This is a genomic window from Citrobacter sp. CK180 (assembly GCF_030333655.1).
Lineage (GTDB): Bacteria > Pseudomonadota > Gammaproteobacteria > Enterobacterales > Enterobacteriaceae > Citrobacter_B > Citrobacter_B koseri.
The window spans coordinates 278,537-292,645 of sequence record NZ_JAOWFM010000055.1 but is presented as its reverse complement, the minus strand read 5'-3'; the positions used below and the strand labels follow the sequence as shown (position 1 = coordinate 292,645).

Genomic DNA, 14,109 nt, shown 5'->3' with positions numbered 1-14,109 from the left:
TGGTTGACGGTCTATTTTTGAAAGGCTTTTTTTAAGCTGATTTTAGAAATCAGCTCGGTCAGGGAAAGCACCATCGTTGAGCGTACCGCTTGCTGGTAGCGCTGAATTTGCATGGCGTATAAACCCGGGTCAGAGGTCTCAAAATGCGGCGGCGGCGGTAACGCCGTCACGCAGTGCAGTTCGCCAAACGGCCCGAGAATTTCGTCGTCGGTGAACGCATATTCATTACCGTCGTGATTCAGTTCTTCACGCAGCGCCATCAGCAGTTCCGCATCTTCGTATTCAGGGCGACTGAGTACCCCCAGACCGTAGATCAGTTTCAGACGTACCGAGAGATCGCCCAGCGGTCCATCGCCGTCGAGCAACGGTTCCACTGCGTATTTCACCGCATAATCGTCTTTGCGAAACACCTGAAGTACCAGAATATTCACCGCCTCGGTGAGTAACTCTACGGCGGTGATGAGGAAACTTCGTACGGTTTTGCCAGCATTCAGACGCTCAAGCACGCGGTTTTCAAAGGCCTGGGTTTGTTCCATTATTGCCTGCATATCTGACAATCTGTCATTCGGGCGCAGGATGACCTGCGCCGTATTTTGCCTCATTTGGTCGCGTTGTATGCGTTAACCGCCTCCGCTACCACTTCGCTGTTTACATCCAGCCCGGAAATTTGCGCCAGCGCTTCCTGCGGCCCTTTCTTTGCGATCAGCGCAGCCAGTTTCTGGGCCTGCGGATCGTCTTCGCTGGTAAAGTGCATCGCGGCAGCGATGCCGTTGACCAGGTTAACGTGCGGCAGGCCGTATTCCAGCGTGCCCAGCAGCGGTTTGATCAGACGGTCGCCCGCACTCAGTTTACGCAGCGGCTGGCGGCCAACGCGCTCAACGTCATCTTTCAGATACGGGTTTTCAAAACGACCGAGGATTTTCTGAATGTATGCCGCATGTTTGTCGGCATCAAAACCGTAGCGTTTGATCAGCACCGCGCCGCTCTCTTCCATCGCCCCTTTTACCACAGCGCGGATTTTCTCATCGAGAATCGCGTCACGGATGGTCTGATGACCGGTTAATTTTCCGAGGTACGCGGTTATAGCATGCCCGGTGTTCAGCGTGAAGAGTTTACGTTCGACAAATGCCATCAGGTTATCGGTTAATTCCATACCTGGAATATCTGGCAGCGCGCCTTTGAACTGCGTTTTATCGACAATCCACTCGCTGAAGGTTTCCACGGTGACTTCCAGCGGGTCGTTCGTGGCGGAGGCAGAAGGTGGCACGATACGGTCGACGGCGGAATCGACAAAACCGACATGCTGTTCAACCCAGGCTTTGTCTTCATCCGCCAGGGCGTTCATCACATGACCTTTCAATTGCGTGGTGCCGCGCACCATGTTTTCGCAGGCAATGATGTTAAGCGGCGCTTCAATCCCCTGCGTTTTACGTTTAACCAGGCCTTTGGCGATGGCCGGAGCAATGCGTTCCAGTACCACCGGCCCAACGGCGGTGGTGACCAAATCGACCTGCGCAATCAGCTCAACCACGTCATCGCTGATGCTGCTCACGGCATTAACGCCGGAAACCGTATCAACCTGCTCATTTTCACCCACCACATGAACCTGATAGCTATGACGGGCATTCAGGGCGTCGAGCACGACCTGGTTTACATCCGCGAACGTCAGTTGTATCCCCGCGTCAGCCAGCAGTTTGCCGATAAATCCACGACCGATATTACCTGCGCCAAAATGTAATGCTTTCATAGTGTTAACCTTCATTAATGTTTTTACCCGAGAGGGCTGGGGTGAGGGACCGCATGGCTTCCCCCCTCACCCAAACCCTCTCCCTTGCGGGAGAGGAAACCGTACACCGCAGGCCCGGTAGCAGCGCCACCGGACATGATGCCGGATGGCGGCGTAAACGCTTTATCCGGCCTACGGGAACTGCACATCGTAGGCCCGGTAAGCGCGAGCGCCACCGGGCAACGGACTTACTTACGACCGGCCAGCAGTTCCAGCACTTCATCCACGCTGGTGGTATGCGCCAGACGCTCGATCACGGACTCATCATCCAGCGCGTTAGTCAGGCTGGTGATGACCTGGATGTGCTCGTTGTTACGCGCCGCGATACCAATGACCAGACGGGCGATATCGTCTTCTTCTTCACCGAAGCGAACGCCTTCCGGGTACTGGCAGAAGACCACACCGGTTTTCAGCACGCGGTCTTTGGCTTCCACGGTGCCGTGCGGTACGGCGATAGACTCACCCAGATAAGTCGGGGTCAGTTTTTCACGTTCCAGCATGGCGTCGATGTATTCTGGCTCAACATAACCGCCTTTCACCAGTTGCTCGCCCGCAAAGCGAATGGCTTCTTCTTTAGTGGCGGCTTTACGACCCAGGAAGATGTTTTCTGCGCCCAGCTTGAACAGGTTGTTATCCCCTTCATCAAAGCTGTCTTTCAGATGGTCGCGTACTTTCTCTTCGTTGGTGTTGTGGCGCTGCGCGGCAACCAGACGTTCGGTCAGGCTGGTGTACAGTCCGCTATCCAGGAAGTTGGTCAGCGAAATGTGCTGCGCTTGCGGAACCTGGCGCATGGCGCGCTCGGTCAGGTCACGGTGAGTGATGACCAGGTCGACATCCGGCGGCAGGTTGTTGATCGCGCTGTTGGTGACGGAAATCTGGCTCAGACCCGCATCCTGAACTTTTTTGCGCAGTACGCCCGCACCCATTGCGCTGGAACCCATACCGGCATCACAGGCAACGATGATTTTACGTACATGGCTCAGGTCGTTGGTCACATCGCCAGCGGACAGCGCGGATGCGCCTTTAGATTCCGCTTTCATATCCTGCACGCGACGGGTTGCCGCGTCGATATCATCATCTTCTTTCACTTTGCTGGTTTTCAGCAGAATGGAGGCAATGATGAAGGAGACCGCCATAGCAGCGATAATCGCCGTGATGTTAGCGAAGTAGGCGCCTTTTGGCGTCATCGCCAGTACCGCCAGGATAGAACCCGGAGACGCCGGAGAAACCAGACCGCCGTTCAGGATGGTCAGCGTAAACACGCCAGTCATACCACCGAGGATAACGGCCAGGATCAGACGCGGGTTCATCAGCACGTACGGGAAGTAAATTTCGTGGATACCGCCCAGGAAGTGGATGATTGCCGCACCGCCAGCAGACTGTTTTGCGCTGCCGCGACCGAAGAACATGTACGCCATCAGGATGCCCATACCCGGGCCTGGGTTAGCTTCGATCAGGAAGAAGATGGATTTACCCAGCTCATGGGACTGCTGAATACCCAGCGGCGAGAAGATACCGTGGTTGATCGCGTTGTTGAGGAACAGGATTTTCGCCGGTTCAACGAAGATAGACGCCAGCGGCAGCATATCATGGACAACCATGAAGTTAACGCCGGCTGCCAGCAGTTTGGACAGGACTTCAACCGCCGGGCCAATGCCGAGGAACGCCAGAATCGCGAGGATCATCCCGATGATGCCAGCGGAGAAGTTATTCACCAGCATTTCGAAACCGGATTTGATCTTACCGTCTACCCAGCTATCGAATTTCTTGATGCAGTAGCCGCCCAGCGGGCCTGCGATCATTGAGCCGAGGAACATCGGCATGTCCGCACCGACGATAACGCCCATCGTGGTGATAGCACCGACCACGCCGCCGCGCTCGCCGCCTACCAGCTTACCACCGGTATAACCGATCAGCAGCGGCAGGAGGTAGGTGATCATCGGACCAACGAGCTTTGCCAGCGTTTCGTTAGGCAACCACCCTGTTGGAATAAATAATGCGGTGATAATACCCCACGCGATAAACGCGCCGATATTTGGCATCACCATATTGCTGAGGAAACGACCAAAGCTTTGCACTTTGATCTTAATATCGGATGACATAAAAACACCCCTTCTTATGTTTGCTGTCGCGCAGGCTCGAAGCCCGAGGTTTGTTAATGTAGCGGCAGAGGTAGCCGGACCCTGTAGATAGTGCGAAATCTGGCACTGAATCGTTCAACTGTCCAGTTGCTGGCTTGTTGTGTGATTTAGATCACATGAATATAGGGTAGATGGTGGTTATTGATGTGATATTGATCACAAAACAGCTGTGTAAAAAAACAACAAACCCGGAATCACCGATGGAAATAGCGTTTAAATGTGAACTGTTTCACATTTTTGATTTGAGGGTTTGTTAGGTTTTTGTGATCTGAATCACAAGATATTTTCATCCGAAACCTGTGTGGTGTGATCTTAAGCAGATTCCGTCTCATGCTTCATTCTGATGTGTAATTGAGCAACCTCTCGCCGTGCAAAATTATCTTTTGGTTTGATGGCGAAAATGGCGGACTCGAATTATGTTCAAAATATCGGTGGAATCGTAATACGCCGCCTGTCATTTAACACTCTTATTAGCGTGAAGCCGGAGCAGGTATGTTTCTAAATTATTTCGCGTTAGGGGTATTGATCTTTGTTTTTCTGGTGATTTTTTATGGAATCATCATGATTCATGACATCCCTTATCTGATCGCTAAAAAACGAAACCACCCCCATGCTGATGCTATTCATACTGCTGGTTGGGTCAGTCTGTTTACGCTTCATGTTATTTGGCCGTTTCTGTGGATTTGGGCCACGCTTTATCAGCCTGAACGGGGCTGGGGCATGCAAGCGCATGTTTCACCACAGGAAAAGGAGCCTGAGCCGGGGTCAGAACCGGAGCCTGACCCGGAACTTATCGCCTTGTCGAAACGTGTGGAAGCGCTGGAGCGAAAGCTGGCTGAGGTACAGTCCCCTGATATTCCCCCGTCGGAGAGCTAATCATGGATCTGTTGATTGTTTTGACCTACGTAGCATTAGCCTGGGCGGTATTTAAAATATTCAGGATTCCGGTGAACCAATGGACACTTTCCACGGCGGCATTAGGCGGGGTATTTTTAGTTAGCGGACTTATATTATTAATGAACTATAACCACCCCTATACTTTTACGGCGCAGAAAGCGGTTATTTCTATTCCCATTACGCCGCAGGTAACAGGTATTGTGAGTGAGGTTACGGATAAAAATAATCAGCTGATTAAAAAAGGCGATGTTTTATTCAAAATCGATCCCGTGCGGTATCAGGCGCGGGTCGACAGGTTACAGGCTGACCTGGTCACGGCCACGCATAATATACATACCCTGAAGGCGCAATTAGCGGAGGCTCAGGCCAATACCACGCGGGTGTCCGCAGAACGCGACCGCCTCTATAAGGATTATCAGCGCTATCTGAAAGGCAGTCAGGCGAGGGTGAATCCGTTTTCTGAAAGCGATATCGATAACGCGCGGCAAAACTATTTAGCGCAGGATGCGATGGTAAAAGGTTCTGTTGCTGAGCAAACGCAGATCCAGAGCCAACTGGACAGCATGGTCGATGGCGAGCAGTCGCAAATCGTCAGCCTGCGGGCGCAACTGGCCGAGGCGAAATACAATCTTGAACAGACGGTTATTCGCGCGCCGAGCAATGGCTATGTGACCCAGGTGCTCATCCGGCCCGGTAGCTATGCCGCCGCGCTGCCGTTGCGCCCGGTAATGGTTTTTATTCCCGAACAAAAACGGCAAATTGTCGCCCAGTTCCGGCAGAACTCATTATTACGTCTTGAGGCGGGAGATGAGGCCGAAGTGGTGTTCAATGCGCTGCCCGGCCAGGTATTCCAGGGCAATTTGTTGAGTATTTTACCGGTTGTGCCCGGCGGTTCTTACCAGGCGCAGGGAACATTACAGTCCTTAAGCGTAACGCCGGGGATGGACGGCGTGCTTGCGTTGATTGAGCTGGAGCCGAATAGTGATGTGGATGCCCTGCCTGACGGCATTTACGCCCAGGTTGCGGTTTACTCCGATCACTTCGCCCATGTCTCCGTGATGCGTAAGGTGCTACTGCGCATGACCAGCTGGATGCACTATCTTTATTTGGATCATTAAGCGGGTCGTCACCTGCTTTTTAGTAAAAATGCCTGATGGCGCTATGCTTATCAGACCGACAGGAACAATGTCTGCAATGTGTAGACCGGATAAGGCGCTTGCGCCGCCATCCGGCAAAACTAAGGCAAGATTTATTGATACCACTTTATTTTTTGTTGGCAAAAAGGACACGGCATGAAACTCATCGGCAGCTATACCAGCCCTTTTGTGCGAAAGATTTCGGTTTTATTGCTGGAAAAGGGCATCACTTTCGAATTTGTGAATGAACTTCCCTACAACGCGGAAAACGGCGTGGCGCAGTTCAACCCGCTTGGCAAAGTCCCCGCGCTGGTGACGGATAAGGGAGAGTGCTGGTTCGATTCCCCGATAATCGCCGAATATATTGAGTTACTGGATATTGCTCCGGTGATGATTCCGCGTGAACCGCTGGCCTCACTGAAAGTACGGCAGATTGAAGCGCTGGCGGACGGCATTATGGATGCCGGTCTGGTTTCCGTGCGTGAACAGGCGCGCCCGGCGGCGCAGCAGTCTGAAACGGAACTGTTGCGCCAGCGCGAGAAAATCAACCGTAGCCTGGACGCGCTGGAAGGCTATCTGGTGGACGGGACGATTAAGACCGATACCGTGAATCTGGCAACCATCGCCATTGCCTGCGCTGTGGGCTATCTCAATTTCCGCCGCGTGGCGCCGGGCTGGTGTGTGGACAGACCGCACTTAGTCAAACTGGTGGAAACGCTCTTTCAACGCGAAAGCTTTGCCCGCACGGAACCGCCAAAGGCTTGATGCGTATTATGTCCGCCTGAGCAAACTCACGGTACAATCCCCCTCATGTCGATATCCCTCTCCGCACCGGAGGGGGCCACCAACAGCCAGGCCTTTTTCATGACAACCGAAACGCGTTCACTCTACAGCCAGCTTCCTGCTATCGATCGCTTACTGCGTGACAGCACTTTTCTCTCTTTACGTGACACCCACGGGCACACCAGGGTGGTGGATCTGCTTCGCCAGATGTTGGATGAAGCAAGGGAAGCGATTCGCGATACGCAGGCGCTGCCCACGTGGTGCGAGAACTGGGCGCAAGAGGTGAATGTCCGGCTGGCGAAAGAGGCGCAAAGCGCGCTGCGTCCGGTGATTAACCTGACGGGAACGGTGCTGCACACCAATCTGGGGCGAGCGCAGCAGGCGGAAGAGGCGATTGACGCAGTGGCGCAGGCAATGCGCGCTCCGGTCACACTGGAATATGATCTGGATGGCGCCGGGCGCGGGCACCGCGATCGGGCGCTGGCGGATCTGTTGTGTCGCATTACCGGGGCGGAAGACGCCTGTATTGTGAACAACAACGCGGCGGCCGTGTTGCTGATGCTGGCGGCGACGGCGAACGGTAAAGAGGTGGTGGTATCGCGTGGCGAACTGGTGGAGATTGGCGGCGCGTTTCGTATTCCTGATGTGATGCGTCAGGCGGGTTGTACGCTGCATGAGGTGGGCACCACCAACCGGACTCACGCGAAAGATTATCGTCAGGCGGTGAATGAAAACACCGGCCTGTTGATGAAAGTGCATACCAGTAATTACAGTATTGAAGGCTTCACCAAAGCGGTGGATGAGGCAGAGCTGGCCGCTATTGGGCTGGAGCTGGATATCCCGGTGGTGGCGGATCTGGGCAGCGGTTCGCTGGTGGATCTCAGTCAGTACGGCTTGCCGAAAGAACCGATGCCGCAGCAGCTGATTGCCGCAGGCGTCAGCCTGGTCAGCTTCTCTGGCGACAAGCTGCTGGGCGGGCCGCAGGCCGGGATCATTGTCGGCAAGAAAGAGATGATTGCGCAACTGCAAAGCCACCCGCTGAAGCGGGCCCTGCGTGCCGACAAAATGACGCTGGCGGCGCTGGAGGCAACACTGCAACTTTATCTGCACCCGGAAGCGCTGGCGGAGAAACTGCCGACGCTGCGGCTGTTAACCCGCAGTGAAGCGGCGATTCAGGCGCAGGCGCAGCGGCTACAGACGGCGCTTGCCGCACGCTTTAGCGCGGAGTTCGCGGTAAACGTGATGCCTTGCCTGTCGCAGATCGGCAGCGGTTCGCTGCCGGTTGATCGGCTGCCCAGCGCGGCGCTGACCTTTACGCCGCATGACGGGCGCGGAAGCCGTCTTGAGGCGCTGGCGGCCCGCTGGCGCGCGCTGCCGGTCCCGATCATTGGCCGAATTTACGATGGTCGCCTGTGGCTGGATATCCGCTGCCTTGAAGACGAGACCCGGTTTATGGAGATGATGTTGAAATGATTATTGCAACCGCCGGACACGTTGACCACGGAAAAACAACGCTATTACAGGCGATTACCGGCGTGAATGCCGATCGTCTGCCGGAAGAAAAAAAACGCGGTATGACTATCGATCTGGGGTATGCCTACTGGCCGCAGCCGGATGGCCGCGTGCTGGGATTTATCGACGTTCCCGGTCATGAAAAGTTTCTCTCCAACATGCTGGCGGGCGTGGGCGGTATCGATCATGCGCTGTTGGTTGTCGCCTGCGATGACGGCGTGATGGCGCAGACCCGCGAGCATCTGCAAATTTTACAACTGACGGGTAATCCGCAGCTTACGGTTGCGCTGACCAAAGCCGACCGCGTGGACGAAGCGCGAATAGAAGAGGTGCGGGAAGAGATTCTGGCGACGCTGGGCCATTACGGGTTTGCCGACGCGACGCTGTTTGTCACTGCCGCGAATGAAGGGCGCGGTATTGAGGCATTGCGCGAGCATTTACGGCAGTTGACGGGCCGCGCGCATCCCGGCCATCAGAGCTTCCGCCTGGCGATCGATCGCGCGTTTACGGTGAAAGGCGCAGGGCTGGTGGTGACCGGTACGGCGCTCAGCGGCGAAGTGAACGTTGGCGATACGCTGTGGCTGACCGGTGTGAATAAGCCAATGCGCGTGCGCAGCCTGCATGCGCAGAATCAGGCGACTGAACACGCTCATGCCGGACAGCGTATTGCGCTGAATATCGCGGGCGATGCGGAAAAAGAGCAGCTTAATCGTGGCGACTGGCTTCTCTCTGACGTACCGCCGGATGCCTTTTCACGCGTCATCGTTTCGTTAGAACATGCTGCGCCGCTCGTGCAATGGCAACCGTTGCATATTCACCACGCCGCCAGCCATGTCACCGGACGCATTTCCCTGCTGGAGGGCACGCTGGCGGAACTGGTGTTCGATACGCCGCTATGGCTTGCCGATAACGACCGGCTGGTATTACGCGATATTTCTGCCCGTACCACGCTTGCTGGCGCACGCGTGGTGACGCTCAACTCGCCGCGTCGCGGTAAACGTAAACCGGAATATCTGCAATGGCTGTCGGCGCTGGAAAACGCCAGGGATGACAGCGCCGCGCTGGCGACGCATCTCGAACGCGGCGCGGTGAATATTCCTGATTTCGTGTGGGCGCGGCAGCTCAACGGCGACGGTATGCGCCAGCTTATTGAACAGCATGGTTTTATTCAGGCGGGTTACAGCCTGTTGAACGCCCCTGTCGCCGCGCGCTGGCAGCGTAAGATTCTGGATACGCTCGCGATGTACCACGAACACCATCGCGATGAGCCCGGCCCGGGGCGCGAGCGTTTGCGGCGCATGGCGCTCCCGATGGAAGACGAAGCGCTGGTGCTGCTGCTCATCGACCGTATGCGTGAAAGCGGCGTGATTCACAGCCACCACGGCTGGTTGCATTTACCGGATCACAAAGCCGGTTTCAGCGACGAGCAGCAGGCCGTCTGGCAAAACATTGAGCCGCTGTTTGGCGACGACCCCTGGTGGGTGCGCGATCTGGCGAAAGAAAAGGGCGTGGACGAGCAGGTTATGCGGCAGGTGCTGCGACAGGCGGCACAGCAGGGCATGATTACCGCGATCGTGAAAGATCGTTATTACCGTAACGATCGGATTGTCGCTTTTGCGAACCTGATCCGCGAACTGGATCAGGAGAGAGGCTCGACCTGCGCCGCTGATTTTCGCGATCGGCTGAATGTTGGACGAAAACTCGCCATTCAGATTCTGGAGTATTTTGACCGGACAGGATTCACGCGCCGTCGCGGAAACGATCATTTATTACGCGATGCGTTATTATTTCCGGCAAAAGAATGATACGAATTATTAAAATAGAAAATGAATTAATACAATTATTTTCTTGAATTATATAAAGCACAGCAGGCGATGAACCTAATGTGCTTTTTTATATTTTATAATGGGAAAATAACAACAGCGATCATATTTTCACGACAGGTTCATCCGTATGCTGCCAGCCTTATTTCAGTAATTAAGGATGGTACAATGGCTGCTTCAACATTTTTTATTCCTTCCGTGAATGTAATCGGCGCTGGTGCATTAAAAGAAGCAATGAATACCATGGCGGAATATGGTTTTCGCCGTACATTAATTGTCACGGATAGCATGTTAACAACATTAGGCATGGCTGGAGATATTCAGAAAGCGTTGCAGGAACGCGATATTTTCAGCGTTATTTATGATGGCACGCAGCCGAACCCGACCACCGAAAACGTGGCTGCCGGGCTGAAACTCCTGAAAGAACACGGGTGCGATAGCGTAATTTCGCTGGGCGGCGGCTCTCCGCACGACTGCGCGAAAGGCATCGCGCTGGTGGCGGCGAACGGCGGCGACATCCGCGACTATGAAGGTGTGGATCGCTCCGCGAAACCTCAGCTACCGATGATTGCCATCAACACGACGGCGGGAACGGCATCAGAAATGACCCGCTTCTGCATCATTACGGATGAGGCGCGCCATATTAAGATGGCGATTGTGGATAAACACGTTACGCCGCTGCTCTCTGTGAATGACTCTTCGTTGATGATGGGGATGCCAAAATCGCTGACCGCCGCGACCGGCATGGATGCGTTAACCCACGCCATTGAAGCCTATGTTTCTATTGCCGCAACGCCGATTACTGATGCGTGCGCGCTGAAAGCCATCTCTATGATTGCGGAAAACCTGGCGATTGCCGTGGAAGAGGGCAGCAACGCGCAGGCGCGCGAAGCGATGGCCTATGCGCAATTCCTGGCTGGTATGGCGTTTAACAATGCTTCTCTGGGCTATGTCCACGCGATGGCGCACCAGCTCGGCGGCTTCTACAATCTGCCGCACGGCGTATGTAATGCGGTGCTGTTGCCGCACGTTCAGGTATTTAACAGCCAGGTCGCGGCAGGCCGTCTGCGTGACTGTGCGGCTGCGATGGGCGTTAATGTAACCGGGATGAGTGAAGCCGACGGCGCGAAAGCGTGCATTGACGCTATCCGTCAGCTGGCGCAGCAGGTCAACATTCCGGCGGGTCTGCGCGACCTGAATGTGAAAGAAGAAGATATTTCGGTGCTGGCGACCAATGCGCTGAAAGACGCCTGTGGCCTGACCAACCCTATTCAGGCGACCCACGACGAGATCATGGCGATTTACCACGCGGCGATGTAATTGAGTGATTGCCGGATATACGCATCGTGTCATTCCGGCGTCATGCCCGATGGCGCTGCGCTTATCGGGCCTACACTGTGCGGTAAGGTGAAACGGCTTAAACATCCGCTTGTCTATATCGTGACCGCAGTCGTAAAGCAGTAAAAGGCTGGCGAAGATTTCGCCAGTCCCGTCTAACCTTTGTAGTACCCCTACAGTAAGGAGACGGTCATGACCAATAATCCCCCTTCAACGCGTATTCAGCCCGGCGAGTATGGTTTTCCTCTGAAATTAAAAGCCCGCTACGACAACTTTATCGGCGGAGACTGGGTCGCACCGGTAGACGGCGAGTATTACCAGAATCTGACGCCGGTGACCGGGCAACTGCTGTGTGAAGTCGCCTCTTCCGGCAAAAAAGATATCGATCTGGCGCTGGATGCCGCGCATAACGTGAAAGAACAGTGGGCGCATACGTCCGTGCAGGATCGCGCCGCGATTCTGTTTAAGATTGCCGATCGCATGGAGCAAAACTTGGAACTGCTGGCAACGGCGGAAACCTGGGATAACGGCAAACCCATCCGTGAAACCAGCGCCGCCGACGTGCCGCTGGCGATCGACCATTTCCGCTATTTTGCGTCCTGTATCCGCGCACAAGAGGGCGGTATCAGCGAAGTTGACAGCGAAACAGTGGCCTATCACTTCCATGAACCTCTGGGCGTGGTGGGGCAGATCATCCCGTGGAACTTCCCGCTGCTGATGGCGAGCTGGAAAATGGCCCCGGCGCTGGCGGCGGGGAACTGCGTGGTGCTCAAACCTGCGCGTCTGACGCCGCTTTCGGTTCTGTTGCTGATGGAAATCGTTGGCGACCTGCTCCCGCCGGGCGTGGTCAACGTCGTGAACGGCGCGGGCGGAGAGATCGGCGAATATCTGGCGACGTCGAAGCGGATCGCGAAGGTGGCGTTTACCGGTTCGACGGAAGTCGGGCAACAGATCATGCAGTACGCGACACAAAACATTATCCCGGTAACGCTGGAGCTGGGCGGTAAGTCCCCCAATATTTTCTTCGCCGATGTGATGGATGAAGAGGATGCGTTTTTTGACAAGGCGCTGGAGGGCTTTGCGCTGTTTGCCTTTAATCAGGGCGAAGTTTGTACCTGCCCGAGCCGCGCGCTGGTACAGGAGTCCATTTATGAGCGCTTTATGGAGCGGGCCATTCGTCGCGTCGAAAGCATTCGCAGCGGTAACCCGCTCGACAGCGTTACGCAGATGGGCGCGCAGGTCTCCCAGGGTCAACTGGAAACCATCCTCAACTACATTGATATCGGTAAGAAAGAAGGCGCGGATGTGTTAACCGGCGGACGGCGCAAGCAGCTGGAAGGAGAGCTGAAAGAGGGCTATTACCTCGAACCGACCATCCTGTTTGGTAAGAACAATATGCGCGTCTTCCAGGAGGAGATTTTTGGCCCGGTGCTGGCGGTGACGACCTTCAGGACGATGGAGGAAGCGCTGGAACTGGCTAATGACACCCAGTACGGGCTTGGCGCCGGAGTCTGGAGTCGTAACGGCAACCTGGCGTACAAAATGGGGCGCGGTATTCAGGCGGGACGCGTATGGACCAACTGCTATCATGCTTACCCGGCGCATGCTGCGTTCGGCGGCTATAAGCAGTCGGGGATTGGCCGCGAAACCCACAAAATGATGCTGGAGCATTATCAGCAAACCAAATGTCTGCTGGTGAGCTATTCCGATAAACCGCTGGGGCTGTTTTAAGCGCCGTATAACCACGTTGCCGGATGGCGGCTTCGCCTTATCCGGCCTACGGGAAACTGCACATGTAGGCCCGATAAGCATAGCGCCATCGGGCATGAGGTTCGTCTTATCCGGCCTACGGGAAACCGCACATGTAGGCCCGATAAGCGTAGCGCCATCGGGCAGATTTGCCGGAGAGAGTGAAGCCGCTGTTCGGTCGTTGGGAACCCGGCGCAGCATTATTAACTGTAATTTGAGATAAATATATAATATTTAATTGTCACATGCACCGGCCCTGTCTATTTAGCTTATACTGCTAATCGTTTGTCTTTAGTAATTACATTAATTTATACAAATATTTTTTTCAGCTATTAAACCTATACCCCATCAGAAAGGTGTGGGAAAAGAGTTGTGTCGGTTAACTATTGAAAATAAATTGCTTTTTTTTACACTTGAGGCTTACACAATAATCAAGGAGGAGGTGAACATGAGCAGGTATCTCTGGTTTAGCTCAACGTGAGTATCTAAAGTATGGAATATCAGTTACATGGATTTATGATTGGCAGGGAAATATTCCTTGATATTAACGAAGCTCGAATTTTCCGGCTGCCGGTTAATAAAATGGATAGCGTCATCTCTTTCTGTGGAGTGTTTTTTAATCGGACAATGCTCCATCTGTTTGTTTACCTTTTGGTCAATGCACGTTCACAATATGTCTCAAAGGATGAATTACTCATCAACGTTTGGGAAAAAAATGAATTATGTGCTTCCACGCAGCGTTTATCTAAAGTCGTCAAAAATCTAAATAATAAATTAAGTCTGCTGGGGCTACCGAAGAATTCAATTGTCTGCGTGAAAGGAAGTGGATACATACTGGCACTGGATGATATTCAACCGCTTTATAGTGTGGTGGACAATGTAGATTATCAATACCGATATCGCTGAGGTCAGTAACCGTTTATTCCGTAGCGTGATGTCGCCTT

The 14,109-nt window shown here is 54.2% G+C and carries 11 protein-coding genes; 8 read left to right on the top strand and 3 right to left on the bottom strand.

Features of this window, described 5'->3' with window-relative positions; genetic code table 11:
- Positions 1-11: 11 nt before the first annotated feature.
- The 3 genes from mtlR to mtlA form a co-directional block, all read right to left on the bottom strand.
- Positions 12-602, bottom strand: a complete 591-nt coding sequence (gene mtlR, locus OGV50_RS20180; protein ID WP_012135737.1) for a mannitol operon repressor MtlR — start codon at positions 600-602, stop codon at positions 12-14.
- Positions 599-1,747 (bottom strand): mannitol-1-phosphate 5-dehydrogenase, encoded by a 1,149-nt coding sequence (mtlD, locus tag OGV50_RS20175; RefSeq protein WP_286488723.1) that lies wholly within the window; start codon positions 1,745-1,747, stop codon positions 599-601. Before mtlD ends, mtlR begins: the two co-directional genes overlap by 4 nt.
- Before the next feature lie 227 nt (positions 1,748-1,974).
- Positions 1,975-3,888, bottom strand: a complete 1,914-nt coding sequence (mtlA, locus tag OGV50_RS20170; protein ID WP_012135735.1) for a PTS mannitol transporter subunit IICBA — start codon at positions 3,886-3,888, stop codon at positions 1,975-1,977.
- A 531-nt stretch (positions 3,889-4,419) separates the two neighbouring features.
- Between mtlA and OGV50_RS20165 the strand changes: the two genes are divergently transcribed.
- The 8 genes from OGV50_RS20165 (at position 4,420) to OGV50_RS20130 (ending at position 14,071) form a co-directional block, all read left to right on the top strand.
- Positions 4,420-4,803 (top strand): DUF3302 domain-containing protein, encoded by a 384-nt coding sequence (locus tag OGV50_RS20165; protein WP_200093278.1) that lies wholly within the window; start codon positions 4,420-4,422, stop codon positions 4,801-4,803.
- A gap of 2 nt (positions 4,804-4,805) precedes the next feature.
- Positions 4,806-5,942: an HlyD family secretion protein gene (locus tag OGV50_RS20160; protein ID WP_200093280.1), complete on the top strand. Its 1,137-nt coding sequence runs from the start codon at positions 4,806-4,808 to the stop codon at positions 5,940-5,942.
- A 174-nt stretch (positions 5,943-6,116) separates the two neighbouring features.
- Positions 6,117-6,725 (top strand): glutathione S-transferase, encoded by a 609-nt coding sequence (locus OGV50_RS20155; RefSeq protein ID WP_200093282.1) that lies wholly within the window; start codon positions 6,117-6,119, stop codon positions 6,723-6,725.
- 99 nt (positions 6,726-6,824) lie between these two features.
- The gene (selA, locus tag OGV50_RS20150; protein WP_286488722.1) at positions 6,825-8,216 is read left to right on the top strand and encodes an L-seryl-tRNA(Sec) selenium transferase; all 1,392 of its coding nucleotides are present in this window, start codon (positions 6,825-6,827) and stop codon (positions 8,214-8,216) included.
- The gene (selB, locus tag OGV50_RS20145; RefSeq protein ID WP_058668276.1) at positions 8,213-10,060 is read left to right on the top strand and encodes a selenocysteine-specific translation elongation factor; all 1,848 of its coding nucleotides are present in this window, start codon (positions 8,213-8,215) and stop codon (positions 10,058-10,060) included. The genes selA and selB overlap by 4 nt, the downstream gene beginning before the upstream one ends.
- Before the next feature lie 186 nt (positions 10,061-10,246).
- Complete coding sequence (yiaY, locus tag OGV50_RS20140; protein ID WP_024131056.1) at positions 10,247-11,398, top strand: L-threonine dehydrogenase; 1,152 nt, start codon at positions 10,247-10,249, stop codon at positions 11,396-11,398.
- A 210-nt stretch (positions 11,399-11,608) separates the two neighbouring features.
- Positions 11,609-13,147: an aldehyde dehydrogenase AldB gene (aldB, locus tag OGV50_RS20135; RefSeq protein ID WP_047460312.1), complete on the top strand. Its 1,539-nt coding sequence runs from the start codon at positions 11,609-11,611 to the stop codon at positions 13,145-13,147.
- Positions 13,148-13,657: 510 nt separating this feature from the next.
- Entirely contained in the window at positions 13,658-14,071 is a 414-nt protein-coding gene (locus OGV50_RS20130) for a winged helix-turn-helix domain-containing protein (RefSeq protein WP_012135723.1), read from the top strand.
- The last annotated feature ends 38 nt before the right edge of the window (positions 14,072-14,109 follow it).

Excerpts from the sequence above, each read along its gene's own strand:
- mtlD (WP_286488723.1), bottom strand. The coding sequence starts at position 1,747 with ATGAAAGCATTACATTTTGGCGCAGGTAATATCGGTCGTGGATTTATC.
- mtlR (WP_012135737.1), bottom strand. The coding sequence starts at position 602 with ATGAGGCAAAATACGGCGCAGGTCATCCTGCGCCCGAATGACAGATTG.
- OGV50_RS20160 (WP_200093280.1), top strand. The coding sequence starts at position 4,806 with ATGGATCTGTTGATTGTTTTGACCTACGTAGCATTAGCCTGGGCGGTA.
- OGV50_RS20130 (WP_012135723.1), top strand. The coding sequence starts at position 13,658 with ATGGAATATCAGTTACATGGATTTATGATTGGCAGGGAAATATTCCTT.
- mtlA (WP_012135735.1), bottom strand. The coding sequence starts at position 3,888 with ATGTCATCCGATATTAAGATCAAAGTGCAAAGCTTTGGTCGTTTCCTC.
- OGV50_RS20155 (WP_200093282.1), top strand. The coding sequence starts at position 6,117 with ATGAAACTCATCGGCAGCTATACCAGCCCTTTTGTGCGAAAGATTTCG.
- aldB (WP_047460312.1), top strand. The coding sequence starts at position 11,609 with ATGACCAATAATCCCCCTTCAACGCGTATTCAGCCCGGCGAGTATGGT.
- selB (WP_058668276.1), top strand. The coding sequence starts at position 8,213 with ATGATTATTGCAACCGCCGGACACGTTGACCACGGAAAAACAACGCTA.
- selA (WP_286488722.1), top strand. The coding sequence starts at position 6,825 with ATGACAACCGAAACGCGTTCACTCTACAGCCAGCTTCCTGCTATCGAT.
- yiaY (WP_024131056.1), top strand. The coding sequence starts at position 10,247 with ATGGCTGCTTCAACATTTTTTATTCCTTCCGTGAATGTAATCGGCGCT.
- OGV50_RS20165 (WP_200093278.1), top strand. The coding sequence starts at position 4,420 with ATGTTTCTAAATTATTTCGCGTTAGGGGTATTGATCTTTGTTTTTCTG.